Consider the following 22,873-nt stretch of genomic DNA (forward strand, 5'->3'; position numbering starts at 1 on the left):
TGAGAGAGGGAGTCGATGACCGTCCAGAGCGCTCAGTTCGATCGAGCGGGACACCTCCGCGACGAGCCGGGCATCATCGACGCACTGCGGTCATCAGCCGACGCCCGCGTCATCGTCGTCCGAGACGGTCGCGCCCGTGTCGAGGACGGCGCGCTCGTCGCCGTCACCCCGGCCGACGTCGACGACGACGCTGTATGGACGCTCCTCGGCCGCCGCAGCGACGGAACCCCGCTGCTGCTGGCCGCCGAGGGCCCGGAAGCCGAGTCGATCGATTCCGCACCGGCCGAGACCTGGCTCGGCGTCCGCGACAGCGGCGGAGTGCTGGATGCCGAGGGCACCGATCTCCTGGTCACAGCGGTCGCCCTCGCCTCCTGGCTTCGCGAGGCGCGCTTCTGTCAGGCGTGCGGCGCCGAGACGGTTCTCGGTCAGGGCGGGTGGTCGCGCCGCTGCGAGAGATGCGAACACGACATCTTCCCGCGGACGGACCCCGCGGTGATCGTCGCGGTCGAGAGCGCCGATGGGGAACGGCTGCTTCTGGGCGCGAACGCGAACTGGCGGGGGCGGATGTACTCGTGCTTCGCGGGATTCGTCGAAGCAGGGGAGTCGCTCGAGACGACGGTGCACCGCGAGATCCAGGAGGAGGCGGGTGTCCTGCTCGACGAGGTCCGCTACATCTCCTCGCAGGCATGGCCGTACCCTCGGTCGCTGATGATCGGCTTCCGGGCCACGGCATCCGATCAGCGACGCGCCCGTCCGGACGGCGAGGAGATCATCGACGTCCGCTGGTTCACCCGCGACGAGATCCGCAGCGCCCTGAGGGGCGATGGCCCCGTCGGGCTGCCTGGTCCGGCATCCATCGCCAGATCACTCATCCTCGACTGGTGCGAGGAGCGCGCGTGAGTGCGCTCGACGCACTCGACGAACGCCAGCGGGAAGCAGCATCCGTGCTGCGTGGGCCGGTTGCGGTGCTCGCCGGCGCCGGTACCGGAAAGACGCGCGTCATCACCCACCGGATCGCGCACGGCGTCGACACCGGCGCCTATTCGCCGAGCCGTGTCATGGCGGTGACATTCACGGCGAAAGCCGCCGGTGAGCTCAGGGGGCGGTTGCGCGCGCTCGGGATCGAAGGTGTCGCGGCACGCACCTTCCACGCCGCGGCCCTCGCGCAGCTGAACTTCTTCTGGCCGACTCTCGCCGGCTCTCCCGCGCCCTCGATCATCGACAACAAGGTGCGCGTGCTCGGCCAGGCCGCGGAGCAGCTGCGTCTGCGGCTCGACACCGCGACTCTCCGTGACGTCGCGAGCGAGATCGAATGGCGCAAGGTCTCGATGATGTCGATCGACCAGCACGCAGCGCTCGGCAAGTCGGTCGGCAGGGTCGGCACCGAGCAGCTCGCCGACCTCCAGCGCGGTTACGAGGTGCTCAAGGACGACCGGCGTCAGCTCGACTTCGAGGACGTCCTGCTCGCCTGCGCCGGGATGCTGGAGGCCGAGCCCCGAGTGGCGGCATCCGTGCACGAGCAGTACCGCCACTTCACCGTGGACGAGTACCAGGACGTGTCGCCGCTGCAGAACCGGCTGCTCGAGCTCTGGCTCGGTGAGCGCAGAGACCTCTGCGTCGTCGGCGATGCCAGCCAGACGATCTACTCGTTCGCCGGCGCCGACCAGCGCTACCTGCTGGAGTTCGGCCGGCGGTTCCCTGATGCCACGATCGTGCGGCTGGAGACGAACTACCGGTCGCAGCCGCCGATCCTCGCAGCAGCCAACGCACTCATGAAGGGGCGGCCCGGCGCGCTCGAGCTCGTCGCAGCGCGCGAGGCACCGACAGCCGAACCGCCGACGCTCACGGCGTTCGACAGCGAGACGGAGGAGGCGGCGGGGATCGCCGCATCCGTGGCGGCCCGCATCAAGTCCGGAGCGGCGTCGTCGGAGATCGCGGTGCTGTACCGCGCCCACGCGCAGTCCGCCGCGATCCAGCAGGCGCTCGCCGGCGCAGGTATCGCCGCGACGGTCCTCGGCGGCAAACGATTCTTCGACATGCCAGAGGTCCGTCAGGCCGTTCTCGCTCTGCGCGGCGCCTCGGTCGCGCCCACCGAGCGCGGCTTCCTGCCGAACGTACGGCGGGTGCTGCGTGAGATGGGGCTTACGGATGAGCCCCCGACAGCGGGCGGAGCGCAGCGCGACGGATGGGAGGCGAGACGGGCCATCCTCCGACTCGCCGAGGAAGCCCCGGACGACACCACCCTGCGATCCTTCAGCGACACGCTCATGGCTCGCGCGAAGGACCAGCACGAGCCCACCATGCAGATGGTGACGCTGTCGACGCTGCACGCGGCGAAGGGACTCGAGTGGCCGCACGTCATCCTCGCCGGATGCGCGGAGGGTGCGCTTCCCATTTCGTACGCGACGAGCTTCGACGCGATAGACGAGGAACGCAGGCTCGCCTACGTGGGTATCACGCGCGCCGCGCGAACGCTGGAGCTGACATGGTCGCATTCGGCGGGCCGAGGGGAGCGTCGTCCGTCGCGGTTCCTTCAGGAGATCGGAACGACTGGTCGTGGCACCGGCATTCTTCGTGAAACGTCGCCTCGCGCCACACGCGGCGTCCGTCGGGGCTGATCCGCACGGACTTCCTGCGCTTGGCGACATCGGCGTCGCCGAGCAGTCGGGCGATGAGACCTGCTGCCTCTGCAGTGCGAGTGGTGGTGATCTGTCCGCAGTTCGCGCCTATGAGCTGCGCATGCATGCCCGGCCAGGCCGGATCGCGGTCGCGCTCGTGCGCGTCGCGGCAGGACAGGCACGGCGTGCGACCCGGGACGATCAGGGGGCCGACGACGGTGGCTCCCGGTTCGAAGGCGACCGGCACGTGCGTGAGGTCGTCGCGCAGATAGCTGCCGAGCCGATGGGCGGATGCCGCGCCCTGCACGAGCACGATACCCACGGAGCCAGCGGCGCCTCGGGGTGCTGTCCCGAACCCCTCGTCGCACAGGGCGAGCTCCATGCGTGCATCGACGCGGGAATCGTCGATGTCGATGCTCTCGATCCAGACGCAGGGGAGAGGCGGACGGTCGGTGATGAGAATCGGTTCTAGTGCAGCCAGCAGTGCCCGTGCGTCTTCGCGTGGCGCGCCGATGCCGTGCGCGATGACATCGAACGCCGAGCGCCGGAACCCCGATCGCATCCTCTGGAGGAGCGGCTCGATCCAGGGTGCCGTCAGCGGAACCCTGAGCGTGCCGTCAAGGCCGAACTGGATCGTGTCGGCGTCGCGCCACAGCAGCGGCTGGGCCGGATCGATCCTGGTCACGGTGGTCGGTGTCGTCGGAGACATGCCCCGATTCTGCTCAGCCGGGGGCGTCGGTGGAGCGCCGATCGACGATCCGTGCACAACTTCGGCGGATCGCCGAGTGGTGCAGAACGAGTTGCGCTGGGCGGATCAGACCGGCTTCTCGCCCTCGCCGGAGTCGTCGTCCTCTTCGGTGTTCTCGTCGCCATCGCCGGAGAAGTCGTCGCCGTCGAGCAGGCGGGCGAGCGCCTCGTCGAACTCGTCGGCGGCAGGCGCCTCGCCGCGGGCACGGGCCTGGAGCCGCTCGATGAGTCCTGTCGGGTCATCGATGTCGGCGGCTGTCGGCAGCAGATCGGGGTAGTCCCACAGCGAGTCACGCGCCGCGATGCCGACGGCATCCGTCACCTTGCGCCACATCGCGGCGGCCTCGCGCATGCGACGCGGACGCAGCTTCAGTCCGACCAGGGCGCCCAGAGCATCCTCGGCGGGTCCGCCGACGGCGCGACGACGACGTGCGGCCTCGGCGAGTCGAGCGCCGTCGGGGAGGCGTGAGGTCGCTTCACTGGTGACGACGTCGACCCAGCCGTCGATCATGGCGATGATGTTCTCGAGACGGGCGAGCGCCTCGCGCTGCGCCTCCGTCTGCGCCGGCAGCAGCGCCCCGCCCTCGATCGCCGCACGCAGCTCCTCGGGGTTGGACGGGTCCAGCCTGCTCGCCACGTCCTCGAGCGCGTCGACGTCGACCGTCACGCCCCTGGCGAAGTCCGTGATCTGCGACATGACCTGAAGGTGCAGCCACTTCGCGTGGCGGTACAGCCGGGCGTACGCGAGTTCGCGGGTCGCGAGGTAGAGCGTGATCTGGTCTTCGGGGATCTCGAGGCCCTCGCCGAACGCGGTGATGTTCTGCGGGATGACGGCCGCCGTGCCCGGTGGCAGGACGGGAATGCCGACGTCGCCGCCGGAGACAGCCTCGAGTGAGAGATTGCCGAGCACCTGCCCGAACTGAGCGGCGAAGACTGAGGAGCCGAGGCCGCGCATGAGCTTGCCCGCCCCCTGGATCGCGCCCCGCATGTCATCGGGAACCTGCGTGTCCAGGGCGCTGGTGAGGGCGTCGGCGATGCTCGTCGAGACGGGGCCGGCGATCTCCTTCCACACCGGAAGCGTCTTCTCGACCCACTCGCCGCGGGTCATCGGACGCGGGCTCGCGGACAGCTCCGAGATCGTGGTCGCCTCGCCGAGCCACAGGTTCGCCAGTGCGAACGCGTCGACGAGCGAGTGCCGCGAGCCGTCGGTGATTCCCTGGCCCTCGCGATTGGCGATGTGCAGCGCCTGGCGCAGCGTGTTCTCCCACGGGTCGCCGCTGAAGGCGTTCTGCAGCTGCTGCGACAGCGCGGCCATCATCGCCGGGTCGATCTGGAGTCCCTCAGCCCCGCCGAACGCGTTCTGCAGCGCGCTCAGGTCGAAGTCACCGGGGCCCTCGCCGGACATCATCCTTCGCAGGAACTCCTGGAAGTCTTCCGGGTTCGGATCGTTGTCTGCCATGTCGGTCGCCTCTCAGCACGTCGCTAGCCGTGCCATCTACGCTAGTTGCAGGTTTCTGCACGCACCCCCGACGCGAGCAGATCGCTGTACGCCGGTCGCGAACGACGGAGGATAACCGTGACACGAACCCGCCCTGCCCGCATCGGGCTCGGAGTCTGGGCGCTCATCGTCGCGCTCGTCGCGCTGGTCGTGCTCACCTTCCTGCCCACCCCCTACGTGATCCAGCGACCAGGACCCGTGTACGACACACTCGGCAGCGCCGCCAGCACGGACGGCGAGCAGGTGCCGCTGATCGCGATCGACGGTGCGGACACGTACGAGACGGGTGGCAGCCTCAATCTCACGACCGTGCAGGTCGTCGGCAACCGCGAGCGCACGCCGTCGTGGTTCGAGCTCGCCCTCGCCTGGATGGATTCCTCACGCGCCGTGGTGCCCCTCGACTCGGTATTCCCTGAGGGTGTCACCACCGAGGAGCGCGACGAGCGCAACGCCGACCTCATGGTCGACTCGCAGCACGAGGCGACGGCCGCTGCCCTGCACGAATTGGGCTACGACACCGGCGCCGAGGTGACGGTCGTCTCGACCATCGACGACTCACCGGCCGACGGGCTGCTCGAGGAGGGCGACATCGTCGAGAAGGTCGACGGCGTCGACGTCACGAGCGCCGCCGCATTGCGGGCGGCGATCCAGGATTCCGAGGGGGATGCCGTCGAGCTGACCGTGCGGCGGGGCGGCGATCAGCAGATGGGCATCGACGTCACCCCCGAGCTCGAACAGGTGAACGGGGTCGACACCTGGCTGGTGGGAATCACACTGAGCACGGAGTACGACTTCCCGTTCGACGTCCACATCCAGCTCGACAACGTCGGCGGACCGAGCGCAGGCATGATGTTCGCCCTCGGCATCGTCGACGAACTGACCCCGGGGGAGCTGACCGGAGGCAACGACATCGCCGGCACCGGCACGATCGACGCCACCGGTGCGGTCGGGCCGATCGGCGGCATCCGTCAGAAGCTCTACGGAGCGCGCGATGCCGGAGCGGACTACTTCCTCGCGCCGGCGTCCAATTGCGACGAGGTCGTGGGTCATGTGCCCGACGGCCTCACTGTCATCAGCACCGCGACGCTGGAGCAGTCGATCGACGCCATCGAGGTGATCGCCGACGGAGGCGACGTCGGCGATCTGCCGAAGTGCGCTGCCGACGTCTCCTGACACGCGGCCCGCACATAGGGAGCGCACATAGGATGGTCAGGTGACCACGACCTCAGCGCCGAATCCGGCCACGCCCCGAACCTCCCGACGGATCCTCACGATCTCGCTGGTGATCATCGCCGCGCTGGTCGCGGCCTTCTTCGTCTTCGCCTCGCTGTACACGGACTTCCTGTGGTTCGATCAGCTCGGATTCCAGCGAGTGCTCACCACGCAGTGGCTCGCGGCGGCAGTGATGTTCGTCATTGGTTTCCTCAGCATGGCCGCACCGTTGTTCGTCGTCATCCAGCTGGCCTATCGGCTGCGCCCGGTGTACGTGCGGCTGAGCTCGCAGCTCGACCGCTACCAGGAGGTCATCGAGCCGCTGCGCCGCCTGGCCATGTGGGGCATGCCGATCTTCTTCGGCATCTTCGCGGGCTTCGCCGCAGCCGGCAACTGGGAGACGGTCTGGCTGTGGTTCAGCGGCGGTTCCACTGGCGTCGCCGACCCGCAGTTCGGCATGGACACCGGCTTCTACCTGTTCGCGATGCCCTTCTACTCGATCGTCCTCGCGTTCGTGTCGGCCGTCCTCCTGCTCTCCCTCATCGTCACCGCCCTCGTCTCGTACCTGTACGGCTCGGTGCGCATCGGCCAGGGCGAGCTTCGCATCTCCAAGCCGGCCCGGATCCAGCTCGCGGTTCTGGCCGGTCTCTACCTGCTGGTGCAGGCGGCCAGCCTCTGGCTCGACCGCTTCAAGACCCTCGTCACCGAGGAAGACCGCATCACCGGTGCGGCCTACACCGGTGCGAACGCGACCATCCCCGGCCTTGCGATCCTCGCGATCCTCGCCGCGCTCGTCGCGGTGCTGTTCTTCGTGACCGCCGTGATCGGCCGCTGGCGCTTCCCGCTGGCGGCGACCGCGCTGCTCATCGTCGCTGCCCTGGTCGTCGGCATCGGCTACCCCTGGGTGGTGACCACCTTCCAGGTGCGCCCGAACCAGAACAGCTTCCAGGCCGAGTACTACCAGCGCAACATCGACGGCACCAAAGAGGCGTACGGCATCGACGACCTCGAGGTCACGCCGTTCAAGGCGGAGACCACGGCCGAGGCCGGTCAGCTGCGCGATGACGCCGAGACCACGGCATCCATCCGCATCCTCGATCCGAGCATAATCAGCCCCACCGTGCAGCAGCTCGAGCAGTTCCGCGGTTACTACCAGTTCCAGGACACGCTCGACGTCGACCGGTACGAGATCGATGGAGAGACGCAGGACACCGTTGTCGCGGTCCGTGAACTCGACGTGAATCGCCTCGGCGACAGCAACAACTGGAACAACCGCACAGCGGTGTACACGCACGGCTACGGCCTGGTCGTCGCCGCCGGCAACCAGCGCAGCAGCGAGGGCGAGCCGGTGTTCCTCGAGCGCGGCATCCCGTCGTCCGGCTTCCTCACCGACGCCGAGAAGTTCGAGCCGCGGGTGTACTTCGGCGAGACCTCGCCGCCGTACTCGATCGTCGGAGCCCCGGAGGGCACCGACCCCGTCGAGATCGACTACCCGCGCGGTGAGGACGGTGCCAACGAGACGAAGAACACGTTCGACGGTGACGGCGGCCCGGCGATCGGCAACACGTTCAACAAGCTGCTGTACGCCCTGAAGTTCCAGGAGGCGGAGATCCTGTTCTCCGACCTCGTGAACGACGAATCGCAGATACTCTACGACCGCGACCCGGTCGAGCGCGTGCAGAAGGTCGCGCCGTACCTGACGCTCGACAGCGACCCGTACCCGAGCGTCGTCGACGGCGAGATCGTGTGGGTCGTGGACGGGTACACGACCAGTGCGACGTACCCGTACTCCACCGGTGTGAACCTGCCGGATGCGATCACCGATTCGAACACACCGGCGCCGAGCTTCGCGCTCGACAACATCAACTACATCCGCAACTCCGTCAAGGCCACGGTGAACGCCTATGACGGTTCGGTGACGCTGTACGCCTGGGACGACGAGGACCCGATCCTCAAGGCGTGGGAGAACGTCTACCCGACGACCGTCGAACCGATCAGCGAGATGTCCGCCGATCTGATGAGTCACGTCCGGTACCCGACCGACCTCTTCAAGGTGCAGCGCCAGATCCTCGGCGTCTACCACGTCGACACGGCAGGATCCTTCGCTCAGCAGGACAACCGCTGGCAGACGCCGGACGACCCGCGCGACCCGACGTCGCTGCAGCCGCCGTACTACCTGTCGATGCAGATGCCCGGTCAGGATTCGCCGCGATTCTCGATGTTCTCGACGTTCATCCCCGCCTCGGCGCAGGGTACGACGAGTCGCAACGTCCTGATGGGCTACCTGGCCGTGGATTCGGATGCCGGATCCACCGCCGGTGAGAAGTCCGAAGGCTACGGAAAGCTGAGTCTGCTCGAGATCGACGCGGATACGACGGTGCCCGGCCCCGGTCAGGTGCAGAACACGTTCAACTCCGACCCGAACGTCGTGCGAGAGCTCAACCTGCTGCAGCAGGGCGAGTCCGAGGTGAAGTACGGCAACCTGCTGACCCTCCCGGTCGGCGGCGGTCTGCTGTACGTCCAGCCCGTGTACGTTCAGTCGTCCGATGCCGGCGGCACGCAGCTGCCGTTGCTGCAGAAGGTGCTCGTGACCTTCGGCGACAACGTCGCCTTCGAGGACACGCTCACCGCGGCGCTCGACACGATCTTCGGCGGAGACTCCGGTGCCACCGGCGGCGATGAAGAGGTGGAACCGACTCCTGGTGAGACGACGCCCCCGGATGAGGGCGGCACGGACCCGGGAACGGAGACTCCGGGTACCGGAACCGACGCGGACGCCTACCAGACGGCGCTCAACGCGGCTCAGCAGGCGCTGGCCGACCGCGAGGCGGCTCTGAAGGACGGCGATCTCACGGCGTTCGCCGAGGCGGACAAGCGCCTGACGGATGCCGTCACCGAGCTGCTGGCGCTGGAGGCCGCAGCCGGGGAGTGATCGGAGCCGGTCCAGCCGGCGGAATGTCTGGGAAATGGCGGGTTCGCGCGTGCGCGACCCGCCATTTCTGCGACACGGATGCGGGCCGCTTGCGTGCGCGCAAAGCGAAAGGCCCCTGATCGGATTTCTCCTGATCAGGGGCCTTTCGTGTGTCGCATTCTCGTTGCGGGGACAGGATTTGAACCTGCGACCTCCGGGTTATGAGCCCGGCGAGCTACCGAACTGCTCCACCCCGCGGCACGTCTTATAGCTTAGCACGCGTTCGGAGTGCGGGATGCCACCGGCCGGGATGCGCGAGGATGGGGGCATGTCCACGATCGTCGCCGTCTGCCAGTTCAGCCCGACCGCCTCGCGTGCGGACAATCGTGCGCGCATCGCGGATCTGACAGCGGAAGCCGCGCGCCGAGGGGCGCACCTGGTGGTCTTCCCGGAGTACTCCAGCTACTTCGTCGACCCCATGGACTCCACCCTCGCCGAGAACGCCGAGCCGCTGGAGGGCGCGTTCGTGCGGGCGCTGCAGGAGACGGCATCCGCTCACGACGTCACGATCGTCGCGGGGCTCGTCGAGGATGCCGGCGAGAAGGTGCGCAACGCCCTCGTCGCCGTGGATGCCACAGGGCTGCGCGCTGTGTACCGCAAACAGCATCTCTACGATGCGTTCGGGCAGACAGAGTCCGACTGGATCGAGGCCGGCGCGATCGACGAGCCGCAGACCCTCGAGATCGAAGGACTGCGGTTCGCCATGATGACCTGCTACGACCTGCGCTTCCCCGAGGTCGCCCGCACGCTCGTCGACGCCGGGGCCGACGTGATCGTCGTTCCGGCCGAGTGGGTGCGCGGCCCGCTCAAGGAGCAGCACTGGACGACCCTGCTCGCAGCCCGCGCGATCGAGAACACCGTGTACGTCGTCGCCGCCGACCACCCAGGACCGATCGGCGTCGGCCACTCGCAGGTCATCGACCCGCAGGGCGTCGTCCTCGCCGGCGTCGGGACAGGGGAGGGCATCGCCGTCGCGGAGATCACGGCCGGTGCCATCGCTCGAGTGCGCGAGGTGAACCCCGTGCTGCGACTGCGTCGTTACGCAGTCGTCCCGCGCTGACGCCGTCTCGACTCGCCTGCGGCTCGCTCAACGCGTTTCGTCTTCGGAGGCTGCGCCTCCTCCGATCAACGACTCGCCGGGGAGCAGCATCGGGTCGCTGAGCGAGCGAAGCGAGACGAAACGGGCTGAGCGAGGAGGGCAACGACGAGCCGAAGCCTCGACCTCAGAACGTGGCCGCGGCGAGCCGCGACGCGGCCTCCTCGAGCACGTCGACGCGCTTGCAGGCCGCGAACCGCATGAGCCCAGCGAAATCGCCCTGGTGCTCGGGGCTCACGAACGCGCTCAGGGGAATCGCGACGACACCCGCCTGCTCTGGTAGCGAACGGCAGAACGCCGCGGCATCCACCCCGCCCAAGGACGTGGCGTCGGCGACCGTGAAGTACCCGCCCTGGGGCGGGATGACGTCGAAGCCGGCTGCGCGCAGGCCATCGCCGAGAATCGCATGCTTGCGTCGCAGGGCGTCCGCGGCATCCGTGAAGAATGAATCCGGCATCCCCAGACCGACCGCGATCGCCGGCTGGAACGGTGACCCGTTCACATATGTCAGGTACTGCTTGACGGTCAGCACTGCCGTGATGAGGTCGGCGGGGCCGTGCACCCAGCCGATCTTCCATCCGGTCGTCGAGAAGGTCTTGCCGGCCGAGGAGATCGTCAGCGTCCGTTCCGCTGCGCCAGGGAGCGTCGCCAGCGGCACATGAGAGCCGGAGAACGTCAGGTGCTCGTAGACCTCGTCGGTGACGATGACCGCGTCGTGCGCGTCGGCGAGCCGGACGATCTCGGCCTGCACCGCCGGCGTGAAGACCACTCCGGTCGGATTGTGCGGGTCGTTGACGAGGATGATCCGGGTTCGATCGGTGACAGATGCGGCGAGCACCTCGAGATCCGGTTGGAATTCCGGCAGCCGCAGCGGAACCGTCCGCAGCCGCGCTCCGGCGAGGGCGACGGCCGCCGCATAAGAGTCGTAGTACGGCTCGAAGACGACGACCTCGTCGTCCGGTGAATCGATGAGTGCGAGCAGCGTCGCCGTCAGCGCCTCGGTCGCGCCGGCAGTGACGATGATCTCTGTCGCCGGGTCCACCTCGAGCCCGTAGAAACGGCGCTGATGCTCGCTGATCGCCGTGAGCAACTCGGGATTGCCACGACCTGGCGGGTACTGGTTCACGCCCCGCGCGATCGCTTCGCGCGCAGCCTCGAGAACCTCAGCCGGGCCGTCCTCGTCGGGGAAACCCTGGCCGAGGTTGATCGCCCCGGTTCGGACCGCGGCCGCCGACATCTCTGCGAAGATGGTGGGCGCGACAACGCCGTCGGGGGAGAGCAGGCCCGCTCCGGCTGCAGTGCGCCGCCAGGCGCCGGGAATAGCACTCATGCAAACCAGGCTAAGGCCATAGGCCGCACTCACCTCGCCCATATCGAACGCACAGCAACAGGCGGCAATCTGAGATGGCGTCGATGAAGGAGCAGACATGAACGACAACAACACCCCCGAAGAGAACTCGGTTCCCGAGCAGACTTCACAGCCCCAGGGCGGCACCGGTTCGGGCCACGACATGCCGGCCGCGTTCACGTCGCACGCCTCGCAGCAGACGGCACCGACCGAGCAGTTCACCGCTCCTGTCGCGCATTTCACCGCACCGGCGGCGAACACCGCGAACGGTTCGTCCTTCGGCATCCCGCCGCAGGGACCCGAGGGAATCGGCCAAGACCAGACAGCACCCGTGACGCCCGTCGCGACCAAGCCCAGGGACAAGAAGTCCTTCGGCGCAGGCAAGGTCGCGGCGCTCATCGTCGCTGCGTCCCTCGTCGGCGGCGCAGCAGGACTCGGCACCAGCTACCTCGGCAGCACCCTGTGGTCGCAGCCCGTCGGATCGACTGCAACCGGCCCGGACACGATCACCGTCAACAATCCCGGCTCCGTGAACGAGACCACGGCGATCGCCACCGAGGTCCTCCCGTCCGTCGTGACCATCCAGGTCGCCGGCAGCAGCGAATCAGGCAGCGGCTCCGGCGTGGTTCTCAGCGATGACGGCTACGTACTCACGAACACGCACGTCGTGACCCTCGGCGGCGCCGAGGCCGACCCGACGATCCGCGTGACGACCTCCGACGGCCACCTCTACAACGCCAAGGTCGTCGGCACCGATCCGATCTACGACCTCGCGGTGATCAAGCTCGAGGGTGCGAGTGACCTCGCGCCGATCGAGTTCGGAGACTCGTCCAAGCTTAATGTCGGTTCCACAGCGGTCGCCATCGGTGCGCCTCTGGGCTTGTCGAACTCAGTGACCACCGGAATCGTCAGCGCGCTGAACCGCAGCATCCAGATCGCCTCCTCGGCCGTGCCGGACTCCACTCAGGACTCGCAGGATGACCAGGGCGACCAGGGGGATCAGGGCGGCAGTCCGTTCCAGTTCGACCTCCCAGGCACTCAGCAGCAGAACCCGAACTCGTCGATCTCGATCTCGGTGATCCAGACGGACGCAGCGATCAACCCCGGCAACTCCGGTGGCGCACTGGTCGACAGCGAGGGCAAGCTCATCGGCATCAACGTCGCGATCGCGACCGCGGGGAGTTCGGAGGAGTCCGGGTCGATCGGCGTCGGATTCTCGATCCCCTCGAACATCGCCAAGCGCGTCTCCGAGGAGATCATCGAGAGCGGCGCGGCCACGCACGGGCTGCTCGGTGCGACGGTGCAGGACGCCACGTCGGTCTCGAGCGCGGATGTCGCCGGTGCCGTGATCGTCGACCCGACCCCGGGAGGCCCTGCGGCCGATGCCGGCCTGAAGAAGGGCGATATCGTCACGAAGTTCAACGGGCTGCCGATCTCTGGAGCGACCGACCTCACCGCTCAGGTGCGGGCGGCCGCCGCGGGCAGCGACGCGACCGTGACCTACGTCCGCGAGGGCAAGACCTTCGAGGTGGATGTCACCCTCGGCGAGCTCGATCTCTGAGCCGAGACCGTTCAGGGAGAAGGACGCCACCCGCGATAGGCTCGCGGGGTGGCGTCCTTCTCTTTCGGCTCCGGCAACGCGGCCAAGCTGCTGCGGATGCCGTTGTATGCCGCAGGACGCATAGGAACCCTCGTCGTTCCGCGCGGTCGCCGTTGGGTGTTCGGCTGCGGCGCGGGGATCGGTGACGGCGCGCTGGCGCTGTGGCGGGTCGCGACCGACGAGGGGCGCGATGCCGTCTGGCTCGTCTCTTCGGCCCGTGAGCGCGCGGATGCGGCATCCTTGGGCATCCCGACGATCGCGAAGTCCTCGCTGCGCGGCTGGTGGGCGACCGCCAGAGCGGGCGTCCTCGTCGTCACGCACGGGCAAGGCGATGTGAACCGCTACGCGACCTCGGGCGCGTTTCTCGTCCAGCTGTGGCACGGAATCCCGCTCAAGCGCATCGGTCTGGACTCCTCGGCGACGACCCAGGTCCCTGATGTGCCCGGAGCTTCGCTGCTGCGCCGGCTCGTCGGGGTCCTGTACCGCAGCACGGCTCAGCGCATCTCCCTGATGCCTGCGGCATCCGATCGCTCCAGGGGACGACTGGAATCCGCCTTCGCACTCGGTGGCGGCCGTGTCATCGTGACCGGAGAACCGCGCGTCGACGTGCTCTCGGCCGGCACGAGCGACGAGCGCCGGCAGGCGGCATCCGTTCTCCTCGAAGCGACCGCCGGCCCCATTCCGCCGAACGCCCGCACGGTGCTGTACGCGCCGACGTGGCGCGACGGGGCAGAGGACCCTGCCGTGCCGACGGCGGCGGACTGGGTGCGGATCATCGCGCTGCTCGAGCAGCAGAACGCGGTCCTGTTCGTGAGGTCGCATCCGCTGGGAGCCGGTTCCTACCAGCCACCCCTCCCGAGCGCCCGCGTGCGGATGCTCGGGTCGGATGTCCTCTCTGACGTGACGCCAGCGCTCCCGGGCATCGACGTGCTCATCACGGACTACTCGTCGATGGCGTACGACGTCGGACTGCTCGCGATGCCCGTGCTCTACCTCGCACCGGACGCCGCGGACTACGCGCGAACGCGTGGTTTCTACGGCCGCTACGAGGCCGTCACGGGCGGCAGCGCGACCGCCGACTGGCCCGCGCTGACCGACCGGCTCGAGAGCCTGCTGACCGATGAGCGCGCGTTCGCCGAGCGCTCCGAGCAGTCCGCAGCGCTCAGCGCTCGGATGCATGCCCATCGTGACGGTCGCAACACGCGGCGCGTGTACGACGCGATCCGCGCGCGGATGATCTCCGCGCCGAGAGGAGAACGATGACGACTGCCCGCATCGACGAGCAGGCCGAGCGACTGATCATCGCAGGGGTCGGACCCCGACCCGCGTCTGCGGTTCTGGCCGGCGCCCGTGCGCGCGTCGACGGTGTCATCACCGGGGGCGGGAAGACCTGGAAGGCGGCGTTCCCGCTTCGGGCGTCGCGGTGGGGTGGCGAGGAGCTTCCGCTGCCGTCAGGGTCGTACCGGCTGGCGGTCGACGCCGTCGATCTGTCGGCGATCGAATCGGAGGTGCGCCTGCTGCCGACGCTGCGGATCTCGATCCACGGCGCCGACGTCGAGATCGCGCCGCCGCTCGATCAGGAGAACGAGTCGCCAGGCGGGCAGGCGGCGCTCGAGGCGAGCTACGCCGCTCAGGCAGGCGGCGACGAGAACGCGGTGTTCTTCGAGAGCTTCTACGGACAGAGCGCAGGCTGCAATCCGCGTGCGATCGACCGTGAGCTCGCACGTCGAGCACCGGGCGTGACCCGGTACTGGAGCGTCGTCGACCTGTCCGTCCCCGTGCCAGAGGGTGCGGTGGCGATCGTCGAGGGGAGCCCGGAGTGGTGGCGCGCACGGGGAGCTGCCCGCCTGCTCGTCGTCAACGACTGGCTGCGTCGACGGTTCGCGCGCAAACCGGGCCAGAAGGTTCTGCAGACCTGGCACGGCACACCGCTGAAACGTCTGGCGCTGCACCGCCCCGGGTTCGACCCGCGGCGCATGGCCGCCGTGGTCAAGGAATCACGTCGTTGGGACGTGCTGCTCGCGCAGAACCTGTACTCCGAGCGCATCCTCAAACGGGCATACGCATTCTTCGGCAAGCCGATCTGGACCGACGGGTACCCGCGCAACGACATGCTCAGCACCGACGACGGCGCAGCCACGCGTGCGCAGCTCGGCATCGCGGAGGACGAGAAGGTGCTGCTGTACGCGCCGACGTGGCGTGACGACCGGTCGGAGATCGTCGACTTCGTGGATCCGCAGCTGCTCGCCGAGCAGACGGATGCCGTCGTTCTGGTGCGCGGCCACTCGCGGACGCTGCGACCCGGCAAGGACCACGGCGGAGCGCGGGTTATCGATGTGACGGGTTTCTCCGAGACGGCACGGCTCCTGAGCGTGGCCGATGCGCTGATCACGGACTACTCCTCGGTGATGTTCGACTTCAGCGTCACCGGCAAGCCGATGTACTTCCTCGTCCCCGACCTCGAGCACTACCGGGGGCAGCTGCGCGGCTTCTACTTCGACCTCGCTCAGCGATCGCCTGGACCGCTGGTCGGGTCGCAGGACGACCTCGTCGCCGCGGTGCTCGACGAGGGCGTGCCCGCGCAGTACGCCGAGCGATACGCCGCATGGCGGCGTCAGTTCAACGGCCTGGACGACGGTCAAGCGGCGGAGCGCGTCGTCTCCCGATTGATCGATCTCGGGTACATCGACGGCTGAGGCGGCTACGGCAGCGGCGTGTTCCGGGTGCCGAGACGCGAAGCATCCACGGTGTCACGTGCGCCGCGCAGCACGCCGCTGATGAACCCCAGACCCCACGAGAGGTGCATCGTCGGCAGCACTGCCAGCGTCCAGAGCCGTTCTCTCGGGGTGCGCCCGCCTCCTGGCTTCAGGGCCATGACGGTGACGAGCAACGCGTAGGCGATGAGCGGCAGATAGACGATGGATGCCACGACCGAGGCGACCCAGCCGAGCACGCGGGTGAGTTGCAGAACTCCGGCTATGAGCGCGAGTGCGACGTTCAGGACGAGCGCGGGTGGCGCGAAGAAGCGCAGGCCGTTGCTGCGGCCGTACCGGCGAACGAGTTCGCCGCGCCACGCGCCGGTCGCGCGGAACTGCCTGGCCAGACGCCACCAGCTCTCCCGTGGCCAGTAGGTGACGGACAGCTTCGGGTCCAGCCACACCTTGTACCCGGCCTGCCGGATGCGCAGGTTGAGTTCCCAGTCCTCGCCTCGCCGCACCGACTCGTCGAACAGACCGACTTCGTCGAGCACGGAGCGCCGCATGACCCCGAGGTAGGCGGACTCGGCTTCACCCTCGTGGGTCGTGCCGTGATACGCGCCGCCGCCGAGGCCGATCGGGGAGTTGTAGGCGCGTGCGACTGCCCGCTGGAACGGCGTGCGGCCGTCGGCGCGCATGACACCGCCGACGTTCGCCGCTCCGGTGCGCTCGAGCGTCGCCAATGCGCGCTCGGCGTACCCCGGTGCGAGTTCGGAGTGCGCGTCGACGCGGACGATGGTGGGGTAGCGGCTCTCGCGGATGGCGGCGTTGAGGCCGACGGGGATGTGCGCCGCCGGGTTCTCCACGAGGCGGATGCGGTCGTCCTCCGCTGCCAGGCGTCGGGCGAGCTCCGTCGTGCCGTCCGTCGACGGCCCCAGTGCGAGCACGAGCTCGCTCGGCCCCGTCAGCTCCTGCGCGAGCACGGAGGCCACTGCGTGCTCCAGATAGGCCCTCTCGTTGAGCACGGGCATGACGAACGACACCCCGGTCGCAGGTGTTGTCGAATCGTGCTCTTCCACCCGTCGATCATGTCATGGCGCGCGCAGGCTCCATGCGTACTCTTGAGTGGTGAGTGGTGTCAGCGATGTCAAGAAGGCGTACCGGCTGCTGCGGAAGGCCCTGCGTTCGCGCAAGGCCGTGCAGCGCGTCCGTCGAACGCTCGCAGCACGCCCCGTCCACCCGGAGCAGCACTACAAGATCGCGGTCTATTTCGCCGACGGCGCGGTCAACATGTACCAGATGCGCCAGTGGTACCGCCCGCTCGCCGAGTTGCAGAAGCTGTGGCCGGTCGTGGTGCTCGCGCGCAACGCCGGCGGTGCCGAGAAGCTGATCGAAGAGGATGCTCCGCCCGTCGCGTTCGTCCCGACCGTTCGCGACCTCGAGCGCTTCATCGCCAAGCAGGACATCCGCATCGTCCTCTACGTGAACCAGAACACGCGCAACTTCCAGATGTTCCGGTACGGCCGACGCTGGCACGTGTTCATCAACCACGGCGAGTCCGACAAGATGTACATGACCACGAACCAGTACAAGTCGTACGACTACGCGTTCGTCGCCGGTCAGGCCGCGCGCGACCGGCTCAGCCGCACACTGTGGCACTACAACGTGGATGCCAGGACGATCGACATCGGCCGCCCCCAGGCCGACCACTACTCCGGCACCCTGCCCTACGCCCAGGACGACCGGGTCGTCGTGCTCTACGCGCCGACCTGGGAGGGCGACCGTCCGAGCGCCCATTACGGCTCGATAGCGACGCACGGCGAGACGCTCGTGAAGGGGCTGCTCGCCACAGGCCGGCACCGGGTCGTCTACCGGCCCCACCCGCGCAGCGGTGTCGTCGACGACGAGTACGGCGCCGCGCACCGGCGCATCGTCACGGCGATCGCTGAGGCGAACGCGAGTGACACGGCGGCGAACCACATCTACGACGACGGACCGGAGCTCGGCTGGCAGCTCGCCGCAGCCGACGTCGCGATCGTCGACATCTCGGCGATGGTCTACGACCGCCTCGCATCCGGCAAGCCGCTGATGATCACCCGGCCTCTCGACGAGCGCGCCTCGATCGACACCGGGGGGTACCTCTCGGACTGCGAGTGGTTGACGGCGGACGCGGCGGCCGACATCGTGGCCGAGGTCGACCGGGTCCGTGCCGACGACGAGGCGATCGCGAAGCTGCGCATGTGGGTGCAGCACTACTTCGGCGACACCACGCCCGGGGTGGCGACGGCGAAGTTCCATGCGGCGATCGAACAGCTCATGGGCCTGTGGGAGCACTGGCGCGACCGCGAGATCGGCGCCATCACGCCCGACGAGGACGACGACGACGAAGAGGACAAGGACGACGAGCTCTGACGAGCTCTGAGTCACCCCTGACGGATGCGCGGTCGGATTCATAGACTGGTCGCATGGACTTTCCTCAGGCTTCGGCCGTGGCATCCCGTTTCGAGTACCTTGCCGAATCGGCGTCGACGAACGCGGCGATGCGCGTCCTGTCCAGCGATGCGGATGCATGGCCGCACCTGTCCGTCGTGCTCACGGACAACCAGACGGCTGGACGAGGGCGTCTCGACCGGTCCTGGGAGACGCCGGCAGGGAGCGCGCTCGCCGTCTCGGTGCTGATCCGAGAGCTGCCGAGCGACCCGGAGGCGGTGGGGTGGATCCCCCTGGTCGCCGGGCTCGCGATGGCGGATGCCGTCACGGTTCAGCTCGCGGATCGTCCGGTGGGCGTGAAATGGCCCAACGACGTGCTGGTCGGCGATAAGAAGCTCTGCGGGATCCTGGCCGAGTCGACCGGATCGGCGATCGTGCTCGGCGCCGGTGTGAACACGGCGATGACGGCGGCCCAGCTGCCGGTGCCGACCGCGACGTCCTTCGCCGCGCTGGGCGCCGTGGCCGACGAAGACCGACTGATCGCGGACTATCTCCGTCGCCTGGACGGGCTGCTCGCCGCGCTCTCCGCGTGGGGCGATGCCGACCGCAGCGGGGTGCATTCCGCCGTCTCGGCGCGCTGCGTGACGCTCGGTCGCGAGGTCGAGGTGTCGTTGCCGGACGACTCGACGCTGCAGGGTACGGCCGTGAGGCTGGAACGCGATGGCCGGTTGTGCGTCGATGTCGACGGTGCTGAGAGGCTCATCTCGGCGGGTGACGTCGTGCACGCGCGGCTCGCCTGAAGCGAGGCCTGCCAGGACACGCCGTCACACGGCGTGAGATGTCTGCGGCGGCAGGCACAATGGAGCCATGACCCAGCCAGTGACCCTCGGAGGTCGGCCCATGATGCCGCCGCCGGGAGCGCCTGCCGAAGAGCTGCTCATCGCGCGCTTCCGCAGCCAGGGGCGCGGGCTGTTCTGGTCAGCGCTGCTGCTGATCGCCGTGTGCGGGGCGACGGCGTTCTTCTACGACAACCTGCCTGCGGGCTTCGAGAACTGGATGCTGCTCGCAGCCGCCGCTGCGCTCATCCTTGTCGGTGTCGTCGTCCCCTACTCGGTCTGGCTCTCACGCACCTACACCCTGACCACCCGCCGTGTGATCGTCCGCCAGGGCATGGGGGCGCGCCAGCGGCGGGAGATGTCGCACGTGCGCGGGTACTCGATCGGTGTGCGCCGCGGCATCCCGCAGCGCATGTGGGGTGCGGGAACGATCACGCTGACCAACGGCCTGGACGCGCCGTTGCGCCTGGTGAACATCCCGCACGTGACTCTGGTGCACGAGGCTCTCGCCGACCAGATCGAGGTGAACCAGATCCTCGCCCACCGCGACGCGCAGTCGATGGGCGATACCGATCCCGTCGCCTGACGCACGCGCCGTTCGTCCGGTGCGAGACAATAGGACCCGACGAACGGAGAACCACATGGCGTTGCGCATCGGTGTGATCGGCGGCGGACAGCTCGCCCGGATGATGATCGCCCCGGCGGTCGAACTCGGCATCGAGATCCGCGTGCTCGCCGAGTCCGATGGCATGTCGGCGCAGCTGGCTGCGACGGCGGTCGGGGACTACCGCGATCTCGACACGGTGCGCGCTTTCGCGAAGGACGTCGACGTGATCACGTTCGATCACGAGCACGTGCCGCAGGAGGTTCTTCGGGCCCTGGTGGCCGACGGCGCCGCCGTGCACCCAGGACCCGACGCCTTGCGGTACGCGCAGGACAAGCTCGACATGCGCGCGCGTCTCGCCGAGCTCGATGTCCCGCAGCCCGACTGGGCTCGGGTGACCGATGCCGACGAGCTGCAGGCCTTTCTGGACGACCACGGCGGCCGTGCCGTCGTGAAGACACCGCGCGGCGGTTACGACGGCAAGGGCGTGCGGGTCGTGCGGTCTGCGGACGACGCCGCGGACTGGTTCGCGCAGACCGAGGCCGGCGATGCGCTGCTCGTCGAGGAGCTGGTGTCCTTCCGACGCGAGCTCGCTCAGCAGATCGCGCGCCGGCCGAGCGGGCAGATGGTGGCCTATCCGGTCGTCGAGACCGTGCAGCGCGATGGTGTGTGCGCCGAGGTGTTCGCGCCGGCGCCCGGCGCGGGGGAGCGATTGGCGCACATGGCTGAGGGGATCGGCCGGCTGATCGCGGAGGGCCTCGGGGTGACCGGGATGCTCGCGGTCGAGCTGTTCGAGACCGATGACGAGCGGATCCTCGTGAACGAGCTGGCGATGCGTCCGCACAACAGCGGCCATTGGAGCCAGGACGGCGCTGTCACCGGGCAGTTCGAACAGCACCTCAGGGCTGTGGCCGATCTGCCGCTCGGCGATGCGACACCGACCGCCGAGTGGGCGACGATGGTCAACATCCTCGGCGGCCCGGCCGACGGCACCTTCGAGAGCCGCTTCGAGGCTGCGATGTCCGAGCATCCTGACGCGAAGATCCACACGTACGGCAAGGCTGCACGGCCCGGGCGCAAGGTCGGACACGTCAACGTCTCGGGCGACGACCTCGACGACATCGTGTACAAGGCCCGCGCCGCCGCCGCACATTTCGCCTGAATCTGCTGAGAACGCGGAGCCAAACGTCGCGCCGTTCAGTCGAACATCGGCGACCAGAAAGTAGCCTGGGTTGGTGACTGAGCAACTGCACTCCTCCAGCGTGCCCGTCGTCGGCGTCGTGATGGGTTCCGACTCCGACTGGCGCGTGATGAGCGACGCCTCCCAGGCGCTCACCGACTTCGGCATCCCGCACGAGGTCGAGGTCGTCTCGGCGCACCGGACGCCGGACAAGCTCATGTCTTATGCACGCGAGGCGCGAGCACGCGGCATCCGGGTCATCATCGCCGGCGCAGGCGGAGCAGCGCACCTGCCCGGCATGGTCGCTTCGATGACGCCGCTGCCCGTGATCGGCGTCCCCGTCCCGCTGGCGCACCTGGACGGCATGGACTCTCTGCTCTCCATCGTGCAGATGCCGGCCGGCATCCCCGTCGCGACGGTGTCGATCGGCGGTGCTCGCAATGCCGGGATCCTCGCTGCCCGCATTCTCGGAGCGGCGGATGCCGCGATCGCGGACAGTCTCGAGGACTACGCGAAGACCCTCGAGTCGCAGGTGGCGGAGAAGAACGAGCGGCTGAAGGATTCCCTGTGACCCTTGCCGCACCGCACGCGACGGCGGGCGTCGGCCGCCGGCTGATCGAGCCGCGGCCGCTGCGCAACCCCGACAGCGCCGATCCGGCGTTCATGGGCCGGCGCGGCTGGTGGCTGGTCGCGATGAACGTCCTGGTTCCCGGTTCTGCGCAGATCCTCGCGGGGCGCAATCGCAAGCTCGGACGGTTCGGCCTCGGGGCGACGCTGCTCGGGTGGCTGCTGGTCCTCGTGGCTGCCGGCATCGCACTGTTCGCGCGTTCCACACTCGTGTGGCTGGTGAGCGGTCCGCTGTCGTGGGCTGTGCTGACGCTCGTGCAGGTGCTGCTCATCGGGTATTTCGTGTTGTGGCTGGTGCTCACGACCGATACGTTGCGGCTGGTGCGTCTGGTGAAGGTGCCGCCGGCCTCGCGGTGGGCGATTCCGATCGCGTCACTGCTCGTGCTTGCGCTCGTCGGCGGGGGCGCGCTGTACGCAGCCAGTGCGGCAGCATCCGGCCGCGGTGCCCTCGGAGACATTTTCGCCAACAGCGGTCCGAGCGTCGAGCCCAGCGACGGGTACTACAACATCCTGCTCCTCGGGGCCGACAGCGGTGACGGACGCGACTCCATGCGCTTCGACAGCATCTCTGTCGCGTCGATCAACGCGGACACCGGAGCTGTGACGATCTTCGGCATCCCGCGTGAATTGCCGCACCCGCCGTTCAGTGACGGCAGCCCGATGCAAGAGCTGTACCCGGACGGATTCCAGGGTCAGTCATCGGCGACCTGCGGATGGAACGGCTGGGTGAATCACATCCGCTACGCCGCCGAGGTCTGCCGTGAGGACGAGGGCGCGAGCCTGTATCCGGATGCGGCCGCCCACGGCTCCGCTCCGGGGATCGAAGCGACCAAGGACGCCGCAGAGGGGATCCTCGGCATTCAGATCCCGTACTACGTCTTCATCGACATGCACGGGTTCGCCGACATGATCGACGCGCTCGGCGGCGTCGACATCAACGTCACGGAGCGGCTGCCCAAGGGTGGACCGCCCGAGGGCTGGACCGGCAACGATGTCAATGAATGGGCGATCGGCTGGATCGAACCAGGGCAGCAGCACATGAACGGCGACACCGCTCAGTGGTACGCCCGGTCGCGCTACACCACGAGCGACTGGGATCGCATGGAGCGGCAGCGCGAGCTGCAGGTCGCGATGCTGAAGCAGTTCACACCGCAGAACGTGCTGTCGCGGTTCAACGAGATCGCGGCCGCCGGCACGGTTCTCATCGACACCGACCTCCCCAAGGACAAGCTGCCGGAGTTCTTCGACCTGATGATGAAGGCCAAGGAGCAGCCGGTCACATCGATCGAGTTGACCCCGGCTAGCGGTGTCGACGAGTTCGAGCCGGACTACGCCCACATCCGTGAACTGGCGCAGGAGACGCTGCATCCGCCGACGGCCACGCCGACGCCGACGCCGTAGGTTGGGCGG

Annotated in this window: 17 protein-coding genes and 1 tRNA gene; 14 read left to right on the forward strand and 4 right to left on the reverse strand. The window is 68.4% G+C overall.

The annotated features are described in order from the left end of the window. Nucleotides 1–15: 15 nt before the first annotated feature. Together nudC and LQZ87_RS03960 are read left to right on the forward strand one after the other, a co-directional pair. Nucleotides 16–900, forward strand: a complete 885-nt coding sequence (gene nudC / locus LQZ87_RS03955; protein ID WP_230102154.1) for an NAD(+) diphosphatase — start codon at nucleotides 16–18, stop codon at nucleotides 898–900. Continuing rightward, on the forward strand, nucleotides 897–2,618 hold the full coding sequence (locus LQZ87_RS03960) for an ATP-dependent helicase (protein ID WP_230102155.1): 1,722 nt from the start codon (nucleotides 897–899) through the stop codon (nucleotides 2,616–2,618). The genes nudC and LQZ87_RS03960 overlap by 4 nt, the downstream gene beginning before the upstream one ends. Before the next feature lie 814 nt (nucleotides 2,619–3,432). Here the strand turns inward: LQZ87_RS03960 and LQZ87_RS03965 are convergent. After that, nucleotides 3,433–4,824 (reverse strand): zinc-dependent metalloprotease, encoded by a 1,392-nt coding sequence (locus tag LQZ87_RS03965; RefSeq protein ID WP_230102156.1) that lies wholly within the window; start codon nucleotides 4,822–4,824, stop codon nucleotides 3,433–3,435. Nucleotides 4,825–4,941: 117 nt separating this feature from the next. On the opposite strand from LQZ87_RS03965, the gene LQZ87_RS03970 reads away from it, so the two are divergent. Together LQZ87_RS03970 and LQZ87_RS03975 are read left to right on the forward strand one after the other, a co-directional pair. Next, nucleotides 4,942–6,036: a S16 family serine protease gene (locus tag LQZ87_RS03970; RefSeq protein ID WP_230102157.1), complete on the forward strand. Its 1,095-nt coding sequence runs from the start codon at nucleotides 4,942–4,944 to the stop codon at nucleotides 6,034–6,036. Nucleotides 6,037–6,076: 40 nt separating this feature from the next. Beyond that, a complete protein-coding gene (locus LQZ87_RS03975; RefSeq protein ID WP_230102158.1) occupies nucleotides 6,077–9,007 on the forward strand; it encodes a UPF0182 family protein in 2,931 nt (976 codons plus the stop codon). A gap of 163 nt (nucleotides 9,008–9,170) precedes the next feature. Here the strand turns inward: LQZ87_RS03975 and LQZ87_RS03980 are convergent. Beyond that, nucleotides 9,171–9,244 (reverse strand) — tRNA-Met (locus LQZ87_RS03980). Nucleotides 9,245–9,314: 70 nt separating this feature from the next. On the opposite strand from LQZ87_RS03980, the gene LQZ87_RS03985 reads away from it, so the two are divergent. Continuing rightward, nucleotides 9,315–10,106 (forward strand): carbon-nitrogen hydrolase family protein, encoded by a 792-nt coding sequence (locus LQZ87_RS03985; RefSeq protein ID WP_230102159.1) that lies wholly within the window; start codon nucleotides 9,315–9,317, stop codon nucleotides 10,104–10,106. 163 nt (nucleotides 10,107–10,269) lie between these two features. On the opposite strand, the gene LQZ87_RS03990 is transcribed toward LQZ87_RS03985, so the two are convergent. Next, on the reverse strand, nucleotides 10,270–11,472 hold the full coding sequence (locus LQZ87_RS03990) for an aminotransferase class I/II-fold pyridoxal phosphate-dependent enzyme (protein WP_230102160.1): 1,203 nt from the start codon (nucleotides 11,470–11,472) through the stop codon (nucleotides 10,270–10,272). 97 nt (nucleotides 11,473–11,569) lie between these two features. On the opposite strand from LQZ87_RS03990, the gene LQZ87_RS03995 reads away from it, so the two are divergent. The 3 genes from LQZ87_RS03995 to LQZ87_RS04005 are packed head-to-tail and all read left to right on the forward strand — an operon-like array spanning nucleotide 11,570 to nucleotide 15,786. After that, complete coding sequence (locus LQZ87_RS03995) at nucleotides 11,570–13,051, forward strand: trypsin-like peptidase domain-containing protein (protein WP_230102161.1); 1,482 nt, start codon at nucleotides 11,570–11,572, stop codon at nucleotides 13,049–13,051. A 48-nt stretch (nucleotides 13,052–13,099) separates the two neighbouring features. Further along, the gene (locus LQZ87_RS04000; protein WP_230102162.1) at nucleotides 13,100–14,353 is read left to right on the forward strand and encodes a CDP-glycerol glycerophosphotransferase family protein; all 1,254 of its coding nucleotides are present in this window, start codon (nucleotides 13,100–13,102) and stop codon (nucleotides 14,351–14,353) included. Further along, nucleotides 14,350–15,786, forward strand: a complete 1,437-nt coding sequence (locus LQZ87_RS04005; protein ID WP_230102163.1) for a CDP-glycerol glycerophosphotransferase family protein — start codon at nucleotides 14,350–14,352, stop codon at nucleotides 15,784–15,786. Before LQZ87_RS04000 ends, LQZ87_RS04005 begins: the two co-directional genes overlap by 4 nt. 5 nt (nucleotides 15,787–15,791) lie before the next feature. Here the strand turns inward: LQZ87_RS04005 and LQZ87_RS04010 are convergent, their stop codons facing one another. Next, nucleotides 15,792–16,817 (reverse strand): glycosyltransferase family 2 protein, encoded by a 1,026-nt coding sequence (locus LQZ87_RS04010; protein ID WP_230102340.1) that lies wholly within the window; start codon nucleotides 16,815–16,817, stop codon nucleotides 15,792–15,794. Nucleotides 16,818–16,914: 97 nt separating this feature from the next. Here LQZ87_RS04010 and LQZ87_RS04015 point away from each other — a divergent pair, with 97 nt between their 5' ends. From LQZ87_RS04015 to LQZ87_RS04040, 6 genes are all read left to right on the forward strand, one after another. Continuing rightward, nucleotides 16,915–18,198 carry a CDP-glycerol glycerophosphotransferase family protein gene (locus LQZ87_RS04015; protein WP_230102164.1) on the forward strand — a complete coding sequence of 428 codons (1,284 nt, stop codon included), beginning with the start codon at nucleotides 16,915–16,917 and terminating at the stop codon, nucleotides 18,196–18,198. Between the two features lie 53 nt (nucleotides 18,199–18,251). Next, the gene (locus tag LQZ87_RS04020; protein WP_230102165.1) at nucleotides 18,252–19,016 is read left to right on the forward strand and encodes a biotin--[acetyl-CoA-carboxylase] ligase; all 765 of its coding nucleotides are present in this window, start codon (nucleotides 18,252–18,254) and stop codon (nucleotides 19,014–19,016) included. Nucleotides 19,017–19,083: 67 nt separating this feature from the next. After that, on the forward strand, nucleotides 19,084–19,638 hold the full coding sequence (locus LQZ87_RS04025; RefSeq protein WP_230102166.1) for a PH domain-containing protein: 555 nt from the start codon (nucleotides 19,084–19,086) through the stop codon (nucleotides 19,636–19,638). 19 nt (nucleotides 19,639–19,657) lie between these two features. After that, nucleotides 19,658–20,818: a 5-(carboxyamino)imidazole ribonucleotide synthase gene (locus LQZ87_RS04030; protein ID WP_290368242.1), complete on the forward strand. Its 1,161-nt coding sequence runs from the start codon at nucleotides 19,658–19,660 to the stop codon at nucleotides 20,816–20,818. Nucleotides 20,819–20,939: 121 nt separating this feature from the next. Next, nucleotides 20,940–21,407 carry a 5-(carboxyamino)imidazole ribonucleotide mutase gene (gene purE / locus LQZ87_RS04035; RefSeq protein WP_230102341.1) on the forward strand — a complete coding sequence of 156 codons (468 nt, stop codon included), beginning with the start codon at nucleotides 20,940–20,942 and terminating at the stop codon, nucleotides 21,405–21,407. Further along, on the forward strand, nucleotides 21,404–22,864 hold the full coding sequence (locus LQZ87_RS04040; protein WP_230102168.1) for an LCP family protein: 1,461 nt from the start codon (nucleotides 21,404–21,406) through the stop codon (nucleotides 22,862–22,864). Before purE ends, LQZ87_RS04040 begins: the two co-directional genes overlap by 4 nt. Nucleotides 22,865–22,873: the final 9 nt, after the last annotated feature.

Source organism: Microbacterium sp. Bi121 (assembly GCF_918698005.1).
Taxonomy (GTDB): domain Bacteria; phylum Actinomycetota; class Actinomycetes; order Actinomycetales; family Microbacteriaceae; genus Microbacterium.

Bases quoted from the DNA above. Each gene is read 5' to 3' on its own strand.
- nudC (WP_230102154.1), top strand. From the start codon at position 16: ATGACCGTCCAGAGCGCTCAGTTCGATCGAGCGGGACACCTCCGCGAC.
- LQZ87_RS03965 (WP_230102156.1), bottom strand. From the start codon at position 4,824: ATGGCAGACAACGATCCGAACCCGGAAGACTTCCAGGAGTTCCTGCGA.
- LQZ87_RS03985 (WP_230102159.1), top strand. From the start codon at position 9,315: ATGTCCACGATCGTCGCCGTCTGCCAGTTCAGCCCGACCGCCTCGCGT.
- LQZ87_RS03990 (WP_230102160.1), bottom strand. From the start codon at position 11,472: ATGAGTGCTATTCCCGGCGCCTGGCGGCGCACTGCAGCCGGAGCGGGC.
- LQZ87_RS03995 (WP_230102161.1), top strand. From the start codon at position 11,570: ATGAACGACAACAACACCCCCGAAGAGAACTCGGTTCCCGAGCAGACT.
- LQZ87_RS04005 (WP_230102163.1), top strand. From the start codon at position 14,350: ATGACGACTGCCCGCATCGACGAGCAGGCCGAGCGACTGATCATCGCA.
- LQZ87_RS04010 (WP_230102340.1), bottom strand. From the start codon at position 16,817: ATGCCCGTGCTCAACGAGAGGGCCTATCTGGAGCACGCAGTGGCCTCC.
- LQZ87_RS04020 (WP_230102165.1), top strand. From the start codon at position 18,252: ATGGACTTTCCTCAGGCTTCGGCCGTGGCATCCCGTTTCGAGTACCTT.
- LQZ87_RS04025 (WP_230102166.1), top strand. From the start codon at position 19,084: ATGACCCAGCCAGTGACCCTCGGAGGTCGGCCCATGATGCCGCCGCCG.
- purE (WP_230102341.1), top strand. From the start codon at position 20,940: ATGGGTTCCGACTCCGACTGGCGCGTGATGAGCGACGCCTCCCAGGCG.